Below are 17,085 nucleotides of genomic sequence, written 5' to 3' on the forward strand. Positions count from 1 at the left end.
GAGCACATGGCCGATCGCGGGACACGACCGGCTGCAGACCGGGAAACACCGGAGATACGACAGAAAACAGACGAAGGGGCGCAGGTCTATGACTACGCCCCTCGTCCATATCTGTAACGCCAAGTCATTCGGTCCAGCCGCCGCCCAACGCCTTGTAGAGCTGCACCAGCGCCAGATGCTCGTCGCGCACGGAGTTGCTCAGGCCGATCTGGGCGTCGAAATAGCGCCGCTGGGCGTCCAGCACGTCGATGTAATTGGTGCTTCCGGCACGGTATTGCAGGTGCGCCAGCTCGACGTATTTGCTCGCCGCATCGCGCAGATTCAGCTTCAAGGCCGCCGTTTTGCGGGCGCTGCGATAGGTGATCACAGCGTCGTCGGCCTCCTTGAAGACCGTCAGGACTTTCTGCTCGTAGGCCAGACGCGCTTCGTCGTAAGCCGCCAGCGCGGCACGGTAGCGGGCCTGCTTGCGGCCGAAACCGAAGATCGGCGAAGCGAGCGTCCCGGCGACATACGAGAAAGGCGAACGGAAAAATCCGCTCAAGGCGTCGTTTTCGAGACCGCCTGTCAGATTGAACGTCAGGCGCGGAAACCGGTCGGCGTAGGCCATGCCCGCTGCAGCCATCGCCGCACGGAGCCGCTGCTCGGAAGACCGGACGTCGGGACGGCGCTGCAACAGCCCGGAGGGCAGTCCGACGGGCAGGCTGTCAGCGAATTCGGCATCGGTATTCATCTTGCCGCGCACCACCCGCCGGTCGGGATTTTCACCCATGAGCAGCAGGATGCCGTTCTCCATGATCTTGATTTTGCGTTCGAGGTCCGGAATCAGCGCGGCCGTCGAGGCGTACTCCACCTTCGCCTGCTGATAGACCATTTCGGAGGTGAGACCGCCCTCGAACCGCAGCTGCACCTGATAGAGTCCCTCGCTGCGCGTAATGAGCGTACGCCGCACGATCGACAGCTCGTTATCCAGCGCGATGAGGTTGAAGTAGGCCGCGGCGACGGACGCCACCAGCGTCATGCGCATCGCCCGCCGGTCCTCGACCGAAGCGAGGTATTCGGCGCCCCCTTTGCGTTTGGCCCAGCGCAGGTTGCCCCACAAATCCAGCTCCCAGCTGAGCGTGACTTTGGCCCCGAATCCGGGGTCGCGGCTCGATTTTTCACCGGCGTAGTCGTTGGTCTCGTAGTCGCCGTAAGCGGTTCCCGTGACCGACGGCAGGCGTTCGGCCCGGCTCACCCGGTACAGCTCCCGCAGGCGCTCCACGCGCGCGGCGGCGGCGAGCATGTCCCGGTTGTTGTCCAGCGTGCGTTCGATGATTTGGCAGAGGGTCGAATCGCCGTAGAACCGCCACCACTGCACGTCGGCAACGGTCAGGGAGTCGGAATCCTCCCCGGCGATGCGCTCCGGCAGATCGACGTCGGGCGCCTTGCAGTGCCGCACGGCCGAGCAGGAGACCATTCCGGCCGCTGCGGCCAGCAGAATGATTATCGTAAGTCGTTTCATCGTTTCAGTTTTGCTTTGATCCTGTAAATCCACACGAAGAAGAAGGGCACGAAGACAATGCCGACGGTAATGGCGACCAGCATGCCGAAGAAGACGCCCGTGCCGATGCCCTGACGGCTGGCCGAACCCGGTCCCGAAGCGAAGACCAGCGGCAGCAGGCCGAGGATGAAGGCCAGCGAGGTCATCACGATCGGGCGGAAGCGCAGGTGCGCCGCGGTAAGGGCCGCAGAGACGGCGTCGCGTCCCTTCTCGATCTCCTCCTTGGCGAACTCCACGATCAGGATGGCGTTCTTGGCCACCAGCCCCACGAGCATCACCAGTCCGATCTGGAAATAGATGTTGTTCTCCAGCCCGCAGATCCAGATGCCCAGATAGGCGCCGATGCCGGCCACGGGAAGCGACAGGATGACCGCCACGGGCACCGACCAGCTTTCGTACTGTGCGGCGAGGAACAGGAAGACGAAGAGGAAGGCCAGCGCCAGCACCAGCCCGGTCTGTCCGCCCACGTGCTTCTCCTGATAGGAGAGTCCGCTCCACTCGACGCCGACCGATGCCGGGAGGTGCTTGCGGACAATGCTCTCCAGCACGTCCATCGCCTGCCCCGAACTGTAGCCGTGGGCCGCTTCGCCCGAAATGGTCGCCGAGTTGAACATGTTGAAGCGCTTGATGTTGCCCGCACCCGTGGTATAATGCGTCGTGCCGAGCGCCGTGATGGGAATCATCACCCCGCCCGCCCCGCGCACGAAGAAGAGGTTCAGGTTGTCGCGCTGGGCGCGGTAGGGAGCCTCGGCCTGAATGTAAACGCGGTAGATGCGGTTGAACATGTTGAAGTCATTGACGTAGATCGACCCCGTAAAGGCCTTCATCGTCGAGAAAATGTCCGACATCGAGACGCCCAGCAGCTGCGCCTTGTCGCGGTCCACGTCGAAATAGAGCTGCGGGATATCGCCCTGCATCGACGACGAGAGCCCCGTGAGTTCGGGCCGCTGCGCGGCATAGCGCATCAGCGTATCGACGGCGCGCTGCAGCTCGGCGTAGGTCGTATTGCCGCGCGCTTCGAGCACCATCTCGAAACCGCCCGAATTGCCCAGACCGGGAATCACGGCCGGACGCGACAGGTAGACCCGGCTTTCGGGATAGCGCGACATCTCGGCGCGCACGCGCTGCATCACCTCGCTCAGGCCGTCCGAATCGCGGTCGCCCCACGGTTTGAGGATCACGGTCAGCTGGCTGCGCGCCTGATTGGTGCCCACGCGGGGACTCGAACCCGTCACGTTGAGCACGTACTCCACGTCGGGATCGTTCATCAGAAACTCGACGGCCCGGTCGGTCACCTCGCGCGTACGCTCGATAGTCGCCCCTTCGGGGAGCTCCAACTCCACGGTGAAATAGCCCTGATCCTCCTGCGGCATGAAGCTCTGGGGCACCAGACGGTTCATCAGCCAGATGCCGACCAGCACGATGCCGAAGGCGGCCAGCATGCGCCGCGAGTGCTTCAGCGCCCCCCGAATCATCCGGCCGTAGAACCTGTTGCCCGTCGCCAGTCCGAGATTGATGCGGCGGAAAAACCGGTTTTTCTTCTCCCCGCTTTCGGGTTTGAGGAAAAGCGAACACATCACGGGGCTGAGCGTCAGCGCCACGACCGTCGAAATGATCACCGAAACGGCGATCGTAATGGTGAACTGGCGGTAAAGCTGTCCCGTGATTCCCGCAAGGAAGCTCACCGGGACGAACACGGCGCACAACACGAGCGACATGGCGATCAGTGCGCCGCTCAGGCTGCCCATCGCCTTCTTCGTCGCTTCGTAAGGCGAAAGATGCTCCTCGTTCATGATGCGGTCCACGTTCTCGACCACCACGATGGCGTCGTCCACCACGATGCCGATAGCGAGAATCAGTCCCAGCAGCGTCAGCATGTTGAGCGAGAAGCCGAAGACGAGCATCACGCCGAAGGTGCCGATCAGCGAAATGGGGACCGCCACGATCGGGATGAGCGTCGCGCGCCAGCTCTGCAGCGAGAGGAAGACCACCAGAATCACCAGCAGCAGCGCTTCGAAAAGCGTCCGGTAGACGTGGTGGATCGACTCGGAAATATAGGTGGTCATGTCGAACGGAATCTCGTAGCTGATTCCCTCCGGGAAATTCGCACGGATCTCCTCCATGACCTTCTTGACCGAACCGGCGACCTCCATGGCGTTGGCACCGGGAAGCATGTTGATATTCAAGACGGCGGCGTTCCCGCCGTTGATACCGCTCTCGGTGCTGTAGGAGGAGGCTTCGAGCGAAATGCGCGCCACGTCCTTCAGACGGATGATCGAACCGTCGGGATTGGCCCGCACGACGATATCCTCGAATTCGCTGACCGATGACAGGCGGCCCTGCGCCGTGATCGGAATCGTCACGTCGATGCCGTTCATGGGGGCCTGCCCCAGCACGCCGGCCGCCGATTCGCGGTTCTGGTCCTTGAGCGCGTTCTGCAAATCCTTGACCGTCAGGCCGAGGTCGGCCAGCTTGTCGGGCATGACCCATATCTGCATGGCGTAATAGCGGCTGCCGACGTTCGAGACGCTGCCCACGCCGGGCACGCGGCGCAGCATGTCCAGCACGTTGAGCGTGGCGTAGTTGCTCAGGTAGATTTCGTCGAACTTGGGGTCGGATGACAGCAGCGTGATGGTCATCAGCTTGCTGGCCGCCTGCTTCTCGACCGAGATGCCGTTCTGCACCACCTCGGCCGGAAGACGCGCTTCGGCCTTCTTCAGGCGGTTCTGGATGTCCACGGCCGCCAGATCGGGATCGGTCGAGATATCGAAGGTCACCGTGGCGGAAAAACCGCCCGAATTGGAGCTTGACGACTCCATGTAGATCATGCCGGGCGTGCCGTTCAGCTCCTGCTCGATGGGCGTGGCCACGGCCTGCGTCACGGTCTGTGCGTCGGCGCCCGGATAGGAGGCCGAGATGCGGACCACGGGCGGCACGATCTGGGGGTACTGATCGACGGGCAGCAGGGCGAGGCCGATGCCGCCGACGATCACGATGATGATGGACAGCACCGTCGAAAAGACGGGCCTGTCGATAAAAAAGTCCGCTTTCATAGGTTACTGCTGATTTTCGGTCTCCTCCTCGCGCCGCGTAACGACCGGTTCGACTTTCATGCCGTGCTGGAGCTTGTGGTATCCCTCCACGACGATGTCTTCGCCCGACACCAGTCCGCGCTCGACGACGATGTTCTGTCCGATTTCGGGTCCCGTTTCGATAAAACGCTTCTCGACGATGCTGTCGGGACGCACCACGAAGATGTAGGCCCCGCCCTTCTCGATCACCACGGCCTTCGACGGCACGACCACGGCGTCCTCACGCACGTCGAGCAGCAGCCGCACCTTGGTGAACTGGCCCGGCAACAGGATATGGTCGGGATTGGACATCTCGGCACGGACGGAGAAGGTACCCGTCTGGGGATCGACCTGCGGATCGGCGAAATCGACCAGTCCCCGGTAGGGGTATTCGGAGCCGTCGGCCAGCGTCACGGTGATGTAGGGGTCCCATTTACGGGCCGTATCGCGGTGTCCGAGATTGACGTTGCGGGCTTTACTGCGCAGGTAGTCCAGCGCCGTCATGCTGAAATCGACGCGCACCGTATCGCTCTTCACCACCGTCGCCAACAGCGATTTGCCGTTCGGTCCCACGAGCGTCCCGATGTCGGCGTTGCGCTCGGAGATATACCCCGCGATGGGCGACTTGACGTTGGTATAGCCCAGCGTCATTTCGGCCTGCGTGAGGTCGGCCTCGCCCACCACCACGTCGGCCGCGGCGCTCTCGTACGAAGCGATGGCGTTGTCCAGTTCGAGCTGGCTGGCCGCGCTCTGCTGGTAGAGCGGACGGATACGGTCGAGGTCGCGCTTGGCTTTGAGGGCCTGTGCGCGCGCCTTGTTGAGCTGCGCCTTGGCCTTATCGACACGCGCCCGGTAGACGAGCGGGTCGATCACGAAAAGCGTCTGACCTTTTTTAATATAGGTGCCTTCGGCGAAGAGCATCTTTTCGAGGTAGCCCTCGACGCGGGCGCGGATTTCGACGAACTGCTGGGCGCGGATGCGGCCCACGTAATCGCCGTAAATATTGACGTCTTCCGTCGCAACGGGTTCTACGGCCACGACCGGAAGCGTGACCGACGCAGGCCGCGGCCGGAGCAGCACCACAAGCAGTACGCCCGCGACGATCGCGGCGCAGGCTATCGCAATCCACTGCCTGCGGCTCAGCTTCACGCGGACACGGGCCGCACGCGAAGCTGCCTTCTTCACGCCGGCCAGATTCAGATTCTGCAAATCGGGTTTCAACTTATCAAATTTCATAGAGTGTTTATAAAATGAGGGTACAGAGCAATCGTCCAATCCTTGCGCCAAGATGCACCCGTATGTTTAAGACATTTATTAACAGCAAAATACCGTCCAAATGCGGCTCAAAGATATGCAAAATTGTGTAGAATTATTCCACAGCCGTGTGGAATAATTCTACAACGCCCGGCCCGGAGAACGGCCCGAAAAACCCTGCGCAGAAGCCCTGCAGGGCACATTCCGGCCGCGGCGGAACTTCGGCCGCATCTCCGACGACAAAAAAAAGGACCCGCCGGGGGTCCTTTCAGATTACATTTCGGGAGGAAGAGACTGCCGCAGCAGCCCTTTTCACGGCTTACCGACGGGTTCGAACCAGACTGCCGTCATCGGCTACACGGAGGGTTTTGACGCCTCCCGAAGGCTCAAATCCCCCCCCCTCACGGTGCTCCCGATCCTCTGGGAGCCGGAGTCCGATGGGATGGGCGAAGATAAAACGGGCGCCGCCCGTATAAGTCGGATCGACCCAGATGCGGCCGCCGAAGATCATGGCGATCTGACGGCAGATGGCCAGTCCCAGTCCGGTACCCTTCTTCTTGTTGCCGTCGAGTTTCTCGAAGCGGTTGAAGATCATCTCCTGCTTGTCGAGCGGAATGCCGGGACCGGTGTCGGTCACCGAGAAGAGCACCTCGTTCTGTTCGGGACAGATCTCCACGCCGAGTACGATGCTGCCTTCGGAGGTGAACTTGGCCGCATTGGTCAGCAGGTTGATAAGTATCTGCGACAGGCGGTGGACGTCGGTGGTGAGCATGTACGAATCGACGGCGCATTCGAGACGGCCTTCGACCCCCTGCTGACGGGTATGGGCCGTGGTCATGAGGATATGCTGGCATATCTGCACGATCTCCTCCGCAGAGTAGTTGAACCTGATCTTGCCGCATTCGAGCGACGAGATATCGAGGATGTCGTTCAGCAGCGTCAACAGCATTTCGGAATTGTTGACCACGATGGCGCAGTATTCGGCGCGCTCCTCCTGCGAGAGTTCCTCGCCCTGCATGAGCGACGAGAAGCCGACGATGGCGTTCAGCGGAGTACGTATCTCATGGCTCATATTGGCCAGAAAGGCCGATTTGAGCATATCGGACTCCTCGGCTTTCTCGCGGGCGATCACCAGCTGGCCTTCGCGCTCTTCGAGCGTGCGCTTGAGACGCCGCGTACGCAGGAACAGGAACGCCACGAAGATCAGCAGCAGCACCAACAGTACGATTCCGCCCACGAGCAACTCGATATAGTGCGAATATTTCGAGAGTTTGGCAGCCACCGTATCCTCGATAACGCTGCCCTTCGGCAAGGCGTATTCGGCGATCTTCAGCTCCTTGAGCTTGCGCGAGTCGAAGACATATTCGCCGTCCGAGAGGTGGAAGTGCACACCGCCCAAGCTGCCGGTCTTATAGTACTCCTTGATCTGGGCGGCGATGACGTTGGCCCCGTTCTCGTAGTTGGGCACGAAGCCGCCCACAGCCACGTCGCCGATGCCCGTGCGGGTGATCGAGAAGACCGGAAGACGGGGGTTGAGCTGCACCAGATCGTTGAGCGAACGCTGCATGAGGTATTCGCCGTCGCTGCCCACGCGCCACGTGCCCAGCATCACGGCCGACCGGGGAGAAAGCGACGCATAGGCCGCATGCGAAGCCTCGTCGCCGTCGCGGCTGTCCACCAGCACAAGATTCAGGTCGGGATAATTCTCCATCTCCTCACGCACGAGCGCCTGCAGCGAGATGCCGCCGTAGGTGTTGTCCGAGATAAACGCGAGGTTCTCCACCTCAGGATAGAGCGTGCGGATCAGCTCGATGTTGCGGCGCACGTCGTATTTGTTGAGCAGGCCGCCCACGTTGTGCAGGCTGTCCACCATATTCATATAGTTGATCGACGGGGGCATCCAGACGCCGGTGCTGTCGGCCGGCGGCGGCAGCACGATGCCGTTCGAGCTGACAAAGCAGCTGAAGCACATCACCTCCTTGGGAATGCGTCCCAGCGAGACGAACGACGCCCACGCCTCCTGCCCCAGCAGCACGATGGCCCGCAGGCCCCCTTTGGATTCGTAACGGGTTATCAGGTTGTCGGTCTGCGAAATCCAGAGGGGCGCGTCGTTGATGCTCTTGCATTCGAGCGTCTCGACGTAAATATCGCACGGCACGCCCGACGCCACGACCTGACGCTCGAATTCCGTGATGAAACTCGACATGCGGCGCGTGTCGGGATTGTAGGACGAAATGATCAGAATGCTCTCCCGTCCGCGGGCCTCCTCGGCCCGAAGCAGCGAGGGCAGCAGAATGCAGCAACTCAGGAGCAGCAGCGTCCAGTGTTTTATCGCTCGATTACCGGTCATAGTTTTTTCTTTTACCGCGAAAGCAGCGAAGCGATACGGCTGCGAAGCTCGTCCGCGCGCAGCGGCTTAGCAAGGCATTCGTTGAATCCGGCCTGAAACATACGCTGACGATCGGTTTCGAAAGCATAGGCCGTAAGTGCGATGACGGGAATGTCGGGAGCACGCTCGCGGATAAGCCGCAGCGCGTCGTAACCGTCCATAACGGGCATGTTGATATCCATCAATACCAGATCGGGGTGTACTTCGGCGAACATATCGACGGCCTGCCGGCCGTCCCATGCATGCACCAGTTCGTAATCACGACGCAGCAGCACTTCTACCAGTTTGAAATTACTCGGATTATCCTCAGCAACGAGTAACCGGGGACGGCCGTCGTCGGAATTTACGCATTCGTTACACTCCATCGCTTCATCGGTTTAACAAAACCGTCCGGATGCGGAAAGTCCGGACAATTGCACAAAACTACCATTTTTTTTGATTAACACCATAGTATTTCCGAAAAAAATTAATATCATCGCAGTCCGGGAGCATGGAAATCCGGGCGTTTTTGCGTTATAAATTACCTCAAAAGTTCATAATGACAAATATTTTTCCGATATTTGCAACGGGAAAAAGTGACTCATAGCGAATATTTACTACATTTACGTTGAAATTCAGGCCAAAACCTCCGGAACCGGCCTGCATGCCGCCTGCGGTACGCTTCGAAAGCGGTCATAGCTGCGACACACCCACGGTAACGAACCAATTAACATGGACAAGAAAAAAATACTGATCGTAGACGACAAGGAGCAGATCGCCAAAATTCTTTACGCATACCTCCAAGCGGATTACGCCAGCTATTAGGTGCAGAATCCGCTGCACACCATCAAATGGCTGCACGACGGCAACATGCCGGACCTGATCATCTCGGACATCCGCATGCCCGAAATGCGCGGCGACGAATTTCTGGAATACCTCAAACACAACGAATTGTTCAAGCAGATCCCGGTCGTGATGCTTTCGAGCGAGGACAGCACCTCGGAACGCATCCGCCTGCTGGAAGAGGGCGCGGAGGACTACATCGTCAAACCGTTCAACCCGCAGGAGCTCAAAATACGCATTAAAAAGATTCTCGATTGAAATACCCCGTCATCTACATCAAAGGCAAAGGCAGCCACACGGCCCGCTTCTCGGAAATGGTCGAAGGCAGGATGTACGTCGTGGGGGACATCGGCTCGGCGATGCGCACGCTGACGTCGCTCAGGACGGATCATGCGTTCATCCTCTACGAACAGCGCGACCCGGCCGCCGACCTCTCCGATATCCGGCTCCTCAATTCGTGGCCGGGCGGGGGCATCGTGCTCATCACCTCGCGGGAACTGACCGAAAGGGAACGCCGCGAATACCTGCGCGCAGGGGTGAACAGCGCCATTGCGGGAGACATGCCGCGGAAGGATTTCCTGCGCACGCTGCAATTCATGGGCGACTACGCCTTCACGCACAAACCCGCAGCGCAAAACAGCCCCGAAGTGCAGATTTTCCGCATGCCGCTCTGGAAACGGGCCTTCGACATCGCGGCATCGCTCTCGGCGATCCTCCTGCTCTCGCCGCTGCTGATCGTCGTGGCGGCAGCCATCAAACTCGATAGCCCCGGACCGGTGGTCTACAAATCGAAGCGCGTCGGCAGCAACTACCGGATTTTCGACTTCCTGAAATTCCGCTCGATGCGCACCGACGCCGACCGGCGGCTCAAAGAGCTGGAAGAGCTGAACCAGTACGCCGCCCAGCCGCAGGAGGCCGATTCGGGAAAAATGGTCCTCGACGAGGAGGAGATGCGCAGACTGCTGGAAGACACCCAAAACGGGATGCTGTATGCGGACGACTTCGTGATCGCCGAAGAGCCCCACCACCAGGTCGAGACCGAGCAGGAAACGCCTTCGTGAAGATCGAGAACGATCCCCGCATCACCCGTCTGGGCCGTTTCCTGCGCAAATACAGCACCGACGAGCTGCCTCAGCTCTTCAACATCCTGCGGGGCGACATGTCGGTGGTGGGCAACCGCCCACTGCCGCTCTACGAAGCCGAACGCCTCACGAGCGACGAATATATCGAACGTTTCATGTGCCCCTCTGGCCTCACGGGCCTGTGGCAGGTCGAGAAACGCGGACAGGCGGGCAAGCTCTCGCCCGAACAGCGCAAGCAGCTCGACATCGAGTACGCCCGCAAAATGTCGCCGTGGTTCGACCTGAAGATAATTCTGCGCACACTCACGGCGTTCATACAGAAAGAAAACGTATAAAAACAGCAACTATGAAAAGAGCGGTCTTCACACTATGGCTGCTGCTGGCTGCCGTCGCCGCGACGGCACAGGGCAACTCCCCCGACTTCGAATTCGAATACAGCGACCTGCAGCTTTCGCCTGACGACTACATCGGCCTGCAACTGCCGCCGCTGCACCAGCTGCTCGAAAACGCACGCAATACGCCGCAGGTGGAGTATTACAACAAAGCCGTCGAGATACAAGAGCGCGAACTGAAGAACGTGCGCCGCAACTGGCAGCACTACTTCAAGATCAACGCCAACTACAATTACGGCTCGTCGGACATCTACAACCAGAACTATCAGGACAACAGCAACCAGATCTGGACCACGACCACCACGGGCCGCGAGCAGAGCTGGTGGAACGTCGGAGCGTCGTTCTCGCTGCCGATCGACGAGATATTCAACCGCCGCAACAAGATCAAGCAGCAGAAACGGCGCATCGAACAGGTCGAGCTGGACACGGAACGCTGGCTCGAAGAGCAGCGCATCAAGGTCATCCAGCAATACACGCTGGCCGTCCAGCAGCTTTCGGTCCTGCGGAGCGCCGTCGAAGCCATGGTCACGGCGCAGGCGCAGTACCGCCTGAGCGAAGCCGACTTCATCAACGGCAAACTCGACGCCCAGACGCTGAGCCGCCAGAAAAACATCGAAAACGTGGCCATCCGCGAGTATGAAGAGGTCCGCCGGAGCCTGAACAACGCCCTGCTGACGCTCGAAGTGCTCACCCGAACGCCGATCATCAGCAAACCGGCGCCCGCAACCGCCCCCCAAGCCCCTAAAACCGAATAGTCCATGAATTACATCGCTTATACCGCCCGGTTTCTCTACCGCATCAAGTGGTGGATGATCCTCGCTCCGATAATCGTGGCGCTGGCCGTCTTCTTCAAAATGGGCGCCCAGCCCCGCAACTACAAGTCCATGACGACCGTCTACACGGGCATCGTTTCGGGCTACGACATCACCACCACCGAAGGCACGCGTCAGGACTGGAACATCATCAACAACGCGATGGACAACATGATCAACATCATCCTGTCGCAGACCACGCTCAAGAACGTCTCGATGCGCCTTTACGCGCAGGGACTCACGCACCTCGATCCGGACAACGACAACCAGTACCTGACGGCCCGCACCTCCCGGTACCTGCTGAACCGGACCCCCAAAGAGGTCATGGACCTCGTGGACCGCACCTCCGAGGAGAAGACGCTCGAAAACCTGCGCAGATTCGAAGAGGCCGACCACGACAACCACGTATACGGCATGTTCCACTGGAACCCGCCCTACTACAGCTATCAGGCGCTGAGCCAGATCAAGGTCAAGCGCATCACCAGCAGCGACATGCTCGAAATCAGCTACGAGAACGACGACCCGTACATCGTCTACAACACGCTGGTGATCCTCAACGACGAATTCGTCAGGCAGTACCGCGACCTGCGCTTCGGCGAGACGAACAACGTGATCGCCTACTTCGAGTCCGAGCTGGCCCGCGTAGGCAAGAACCTGCGCGAGCTGGAGGATTCGCTGCGCGACTACAACGTCGAGCACAAGGTGATCAACTACGACGAGCAGACCAAGCATATCGCCGCCCTGTCGCGCGACTACGAACTGCGCTACGAGGAGATTCCGCTCAACTTCGAGAGCGCCGAGAAACTGCGCAAGTCGATCGAAGAGCAACTCGAAGGGTTGCAGACCTTCCACAACAATGCGCAGTTCATCGAGAAGCTCCATACGATCGGCAGTCTCTACTCGCACATTTCGGCGGCCGAAGCTTTCCAGCCTACGCCCACCGAGAGCGGCGAGACGCTCTCCGACCGTCCGAGCATAGCGGCCAGTCGCAGCAATACGGGCGACCTGCGCAGGAAACTGGCCGAGGAGACCCGCAACCTGCAGGAGATAACGACCAACATCGCCAGCCGGCAGTACACCAAAGAGGGGCTTTCGACCAACTCGATCGTGGCGGAGTGGCTCGCCGCCGTACTGCTCGCCGAGAAATCGCGGGCCGAGCTGGCGGTCATGAAACTGCGCAAGACCGAACTCGACGACAAGTACACCCACTTCTCGCCCGTGGGTTCGACGCTCAAGCGCAAAGGCCGCGAGATCAACTTCTCGGAGCAGTCGTACCTCTCGATCCTCACGGCCCTCAACACGGCCCGCCTGCGCCAGAAAAACCTGCAGATGACCTCGGCGACGCTCAAGATCATCAACCCGCCGGTGCTCCCGATCAACGCCGAGCCGAACAAGCGCAGGCTTGTCGTGGCCGCGGCGTTCCTCGCCACGTTCCTCTTCGTGCTGGGATTCTTCATCCTGCTGGAACTGCTCGACCGCACGCTGCGCGACAAGGTCCGCGCCGAGCGCATCACCGGCGGCAGGGTCATCGGAGCTTTCCCCGGCAAAGGACGCTTCGGACAGCGGCGCTACGCCAAGCAGTACCGCGAAATCGCGGCGCGCTATATCGGCAACGCGGCGATCAACTATTTCGAGCCGTCGCGCCGACCCAACATACTCAACATACTGAGCACCGAGGCCGGCGACGGCAAGAGCACGATTTCGGAACAGGTGGCCGCCTATCTGCGCGAAGCCGACATGAAAGTCCGCGTGATCTCATGGAACAAGGACTTCGACGTCGAGCAGAAATCCTACCTGTTCGCCGGAAAACTCGAAGATTTCGTGCAGGACAGACCGGGCGACCTTCCGCTCTGCGAAGCCGACGTCGTGCGGGATATCGTTCTCGGCGACGGCGATCAGCGTAGGCGGCAGCCCCCGCAGGCGTTCGGCCGAAGCCCGCACGGGAGACATCAGGTCGCTGCCGCGCTGCGCCGAGTCCGAGACATACTGTTCGAACATCCACTTCATCAGAGGTGCGGTCAGAAACCGCTGACGCCCGTACTCCGCATAGGAATCCCAGTCATATCCGGCGTCGGTCACCGGCCACATCAGCACCAGCGTGCGGATCTGCGGTCCGCCGTGATCCTTGGCCAGAAGAGCCGCCGCCAGCGACATGTTGCCGCCGACGCTGTTGCCGGCCAAAGCCAGCCGGCTGCCGTCCACACCTATCTCTCGGCCGTTTTCGGCCACCCATTTCACGGCAATGTAAATCTCCTCGACGGCCTGCGGAAACCGCGCTTCGGGCGAAGGCGTATAGTTGACGAAAACCGCCGCGCAACCCGACTCCGCGACCAGATCGCGCACCAGCCTGCGGTGGGTCAGATAATCGCCCAGCACCCAGCCGCCGCCGTGGACGAAGACGAAAACCGGCAGCCGTTCCCGGCCGGTTCCCGCCGGCCGCACAAGATTCAGGTGCAGGGTGCGCCCCTCGCTCTCGATGGTCCGTTCGGACTCTTCGACGCCCGACAGATCGACCGGAACGGCCGCCTGCAGATCGGCCAGCACGCGGCGCGCGTCGGGCACGGGCAGCGACTCGACGGCGGGTCCGCCGCCGTTCAACACGTCCAGATAGGTCTTGGTTCCCTGCGACAGCCGTTACTGCGCCATGGCGTGGCGGTAGCCGTCGATTTTGGCCCAGTCGCCGCGGGTGAAATCCGGAACGGCGACGGGCGCGTTGTTATGTTCGAGCGAAGCCGCCGTCAGCGCGCCGATGCAGGACCATTCGGCCGCGTCGTAAACGTCCTGATCGAGCGGAAGACCGTGCTGCAGGCAGTAAACCAGCCGGTAATCCATGATGAAGTCCATGCCACCGTGGCCGCCCACCTGACGGGCCTTGTCCTCGATGTCGCGGACGATCGGGTGCTTGTAACGCTCCATAAGCGTCTTCCGGGCCTCGGCGGGAATGAACGAGTGTCCGCTCAGGTTCTCGTGGTCGGGGACCTCGCCCGCCAGCTGTTCGGGACGGAACGCATAGCCCTGAACCGGATATTTGTTGGCGAACCCTTCGGTGCCGGTAAGCTGATACATGCGGCTGTAGGGACGGGGCGTATAGACGTTGTGTTCCAAAAGGATCGTGCGGCCCTTCTCGGTCTTGATGAGCGTCAGCGTCTGATCGCCGTTGGCGAAGGTTTCGGCGCCCATCTTCTCCTTGGCGGTTTTGAGTCCGTTGATCGACTCGGTGTCCATCGACACCAGACGGGTCATCCTGTCGCCGCGGTGGATGTCCAGCAGCTGGCAGGCCGGACCGAGTCCGTGCGTAGCGTAAACGTCGCCGCGGTGCGACTGGTTGAAGTCGAGACGCCAGTTGCCCTGATAATGCTCCCAGAACGGATCGAGGTCGTGGATGTACGAACCTTCGGTGTGGATGATCTCGCCGAACAGCCCGTGCTGGGCCATGTTGAGCGTCGTCAGCTCGAAAAAGTCGTAAACGCAGTTTTCGAGCATCATGCAGTGACGCTGGGTCTTTTCGGCGGTATCGACCAGCTGCCAGCACTCTTCGAGCGACATGGCGGCGGGAACCTCCACGGCCACGTGCTTGCCGTGCTCCATGGCGTAAACCGCCATCGGCACATGCAGCTGCCACGGGGTGCAGATATAGACGAGGTCGATGTCGTCGCGCCGGCAAAGCTCTTTCCAGCCCTCCTCACCGCTGTAGGCCGCGGCTGCGGGGAGATTCCGGCCGGCGAGGATCTCCTGCGACTTTTCGACCCGGTCGGGATAGAGGTCGCAGAGCGCCTTGATCTCGACGCCGTCGAGGTAGGTGAAACGCTCCACGGCGCCCGGACCGCGCATGCCCAGCCCGATAAATCCGACCCGCACGACGGGCATCGGATCGGTCGTCAGCCGCAGCACCGAATGCTGGCCCTCGGCACGGGCCGGGGCATCGAAAACAATCACGCCGTCCACGACGCTGTAACCCTTCGGCGAAGATCCGCAGGCCGTAAAAAGGAGCGCAGCGACGACCGCCCACGACAAAAAGGCAAATTTCTTCATTTATCAGTAGTTTTTAGATGTTCATGCAAAAATATGAAATATTTTGAAATATGCGGCCATTTGACTACTTTTGCCCACGTAAAAATCACACACCATGTTTCGTAAACTGACGGCGGCAATCCTATCGGTCATTCTGCTCTCTCCGGGATGGCTCGGCGCAACGGGTCTCACGCTGCCGTTCGCACTCGTTCCGCTGCTATGGATCAGCTCGTCGTACGACGCTTCGCGCCGTTCGTGGCGGCGCATGTTCGGCTGGGCCGCGCTGACCTTCGCGCTGTGGAACGTCGCGACGGTGTGGTGGCTATGGAACGCAACTCCCGTGGGTCCCGTCGCCGCGACGCTGGCTTCGACATTCTTCAACATGATCGCCTTCATGTTGTTTCACACGGTGTCGAAAAAAGGCCCCAAGGCCTTGGCCTACACGCTGCTCGTCGCAGGCTGGATCGCCACGGAATACTGGTACACGGTCGGCGAGTTTTCGTGGCCGTGGCTGATTCTGGGCAACGGATTCTCGCACGAGACATGGCTCGTGCAGTGGTACGAATATACGGGCGTCTTCGGCGGTTCGCTGTGGGTGCTGCTCTGCAATATCCTCTTCTTCGAGGCGATCCGCGCACGGCGCAATGCGGCCCGCTGGGCCGCGGCGGCCGGCATGCTGCTCGTCCCGGCCGCCGTATCGCTGGGCATCTGGTGGAGCTGGCAGCAACCCGCCGAAGGGACGGCCGAGGTGAGCGTCGTCCAGCCCAACGTGGACTGTTACGACAAATTCAACGGCCGCGCGGAGTGGCAGGAGCGCAACATCGTCGACCTGCTGACGGAAGTCCCCGCCGGAGCGCAGTTCATCCTGCTCCCCGAAACGGCCGTGCCGAGACATTACTGGGAACCGGGACTCACCGAGACCCGGTTCGACAACGAGCCGGGACCGTTCTGGCAGGAGCTGGCCGACACGCTCCGCAGCAGCCATCCGCAGGCGCTGCTCGTCACCGGCGCCTTCACCAACCGCTATTATGCGGCGGGACTGCAGCCCCGCACGGCCGTGGGCAACCCTTACGGCGACGGCTACTACGACGACTTCAACACGGCCGTGGGACTCGACTCCGCAGGCCGCACGCAGCTGCACCACAAAGGCAAGCTGGTGATCGGCGTGGAAAACACCCCGACGGTCATCTTCGACCTCATGCAGTTTCTGGTCATCGACTTGGGCGGCGTCGTGGGGCAGATCGGCATGGGCCAGCACGGTACGGCCTTCGCGCACGCCGGCATGCGCATGGGCCCGGCCATCTGCTACGAAGGACTTTACGGCGACTTCTACGGCGATTTCGTGCGCCGGGGAGCGCAGTTCATGGCCATCATCTCGAACGACGGCTGGTGGGGCGACACGCCGGGTTACAAGCACCTGTTCACCATCTCGCGGCTGCGGGCCATCGAACACCGCCGCGCCATCGCCCGATCGGCCAATACGGGCATGTCGGGCTTCATATCGGCCCGCGGCGACATCGGGGAGACCCTCGGCTGGGAAAAGCGGGGCGTGATCTCCGCCGCCGTGCCCCTCAACTCCGAACTCACCTTCTACACCCGATACGGCGACTATCTGGGCCGCATTTCCGAGTACCTGACACTGCTCTGCGTGCTTTACTACATCGCCTACCGGGTCAAAAGGAAAAATTACCTCGTAAAATAAAACCCGAAAC

The 17,085-nt window shown here is 60.8% G+C and carries 10 protein-coding genes and 2 pseudogenes; 4 read left to right on the plus strand and 8 right to left on the minus strand.

All coding sequences use genetic code 11. From position 1 onward, the window contains the following. Positions 1–124 precede the first annotated feature (124 nt). The 5 genes from ACESTR_RS09905 to ACESTR_RS09925 form a co-directional block, all read right to left on the minus strand. Positions 125–1,501, minus strand: coding sequence for an efflux transporter outer membrane subunit (locus ACESTR_RS09905; RefSeq protein ID WP_014775206.1), 1,377 nt, complete (start codon positions 1,499–1,501; stop codon positions 125–127). Then, positions 1,498–4,593: an efflux RND transporter permease subunit gene (locus ACESTR_RS09910; RefSeq protein ID WP_022044265.1), complete on the minus strand. Its 3,096-nt coding sequence runs from the start codon at positions 4,591–4,593 to the stop codon at positions 1,498–1,500. Before ACESTR_RS09910 ends, ACESTR_RS09905 begins: the two co-directional genes overlap by 4 nt. A gap of 3 nt (positions 4,594–4,596) precedes the next feature. Continuing rightward, positions 4,597–5,847, minus strand: coding sequence for an efflux RND transporter periplasmic adaptor subunit (locus ACESTR_RS09915; protein WP_279183103.1), 1,251 nt, complete (start codon positions 5,845–5,847; stop codon positions 4,597–4,599). Positions 5,848–6,184: 337 nt separating this feature from the next. Beyond that, a complete protein-coding gene (locus ACESTR_RS09920; RefSeq protein ID WP_373179211.1) occupies positions 6,185–8,215 on the minus strand; it encodes an ATP-binding protein in 2,031 nt (676 codons plus the stop codon). An 11-nt stretch (positions 8,216–8,226) separates the two neighbouring features. Then, complete coding sequence (locus tag ACESTR_RS09925) at positions 8,227–8,619, minus strand: response regulator (protein WP_009596922.1); 393 nt, start codon at positions 8,617–8,619, stop codon at positions 8,227–8,229. A 457-nt stretch (positions 8,620–9,076) separates the two neighbouring features. Between ACESTR_RS09925 and ACESTR_RS09930 the strand changes: the two are divergent. The 3 genes and pseudogenes from ACESTR_RS09930 to ACESTR_RS09940 all read left to right on the plus strand — a co-directional run. Further along, positions 9,077–9,334, plus strand: a pseudogene (locus tag ACESTR_RS09930) (response regulator); the annotation flags it as partial. Beyond that, positions 9,331–10,493: pseudogene (locus tag ACESTR_RS09935) on the plus strand (sugar transferase). The pseudogenes ACESTR_RS09930 and ACESTR_RS09935, both read left to right, overlap by 4 nt. 11 nt (positions 10,494–10,504) lie before the next feature. Next, complete coding sequence (locus tag ACESTR_RS09940; RefSeq protein ID WP_009596895.1) at positions 10,505–11,305, plus strand: TolC family protein; 801 nt, start codon at positions 10,505–10,507, stop codon at positions 11,303–11,305. Positions 11,306–12,258: 953 nt separating this feature from the next. On the opposite strand, the gene ACESTR_RS09945 is transcribed toward ACESTR_RS09940, so the two are convergent. The 3 genes from ACESTR_RS09945 to ACESTR_RS09955 form a co-directional block, all read right to left on the minus strand. Then, on the minus strand, positions 12,259–12,891 hold the full coding sequence (locus ACESTR_RS09945) for a hypothetical protein (protein WP_373179213.1): 633 nt from the start codon (positions 12,889–12,891) through the stop codon (positions 12,259–12,261). Between the two features lie 226 nt (positions 12,892–13,117). Further along, a complete protein-coding gene (locus tag ACESTR_RS09950; protein ID WP_367400712.1) occupies positions 13,118–13,963 on the minus strand; it encodes an alpha/beta hydrolase in 846 nt (281 codons plus the stop codon). A gap of 33 nt (positions 13,964–13,996) precedes the next feature. Continuing rightward, positions 13,997–15,394 (minus strand): Gfo/Idh/MocA family protein, encoded by a 1,398-nt coding sequence (locus ACESTR_RS09955; protein WP_217729521.1) that lies wholly within the window; start codon positions 15,392–15,394, stop codon positions 13,997–13,999. A 94-nt stretch (positions 15,395–15,488) separates the two neighbouring features. Between ACESTR_RS09955 and lnt the strand changes: the two genes are divergently transcribed. Further along, complete coding sequence (lnt, locus tag ACESTR_RS09960) at positions 15,489–17,075, plus strand: apolipoprotein N-acyltransferase (RefSeq protein WP_217729520.1); 1,587 nt, start codon at positions 15,489–15,491, stop codon at positions 17,073–17,075. Positions 17,076–17,085: the final 10 nt, after the last annotated feature.

It is taken from the genome of Alistipes sp. DJF_B185 (assembly GCF_964250025.1).
GTDB classification, from domain to species: domain Bacteria; phylum Bacteroidota; class Bacteroidia; order Bacteroidales; family Rikenellaceae; genus Alistipes; species Alistipes finegoldii.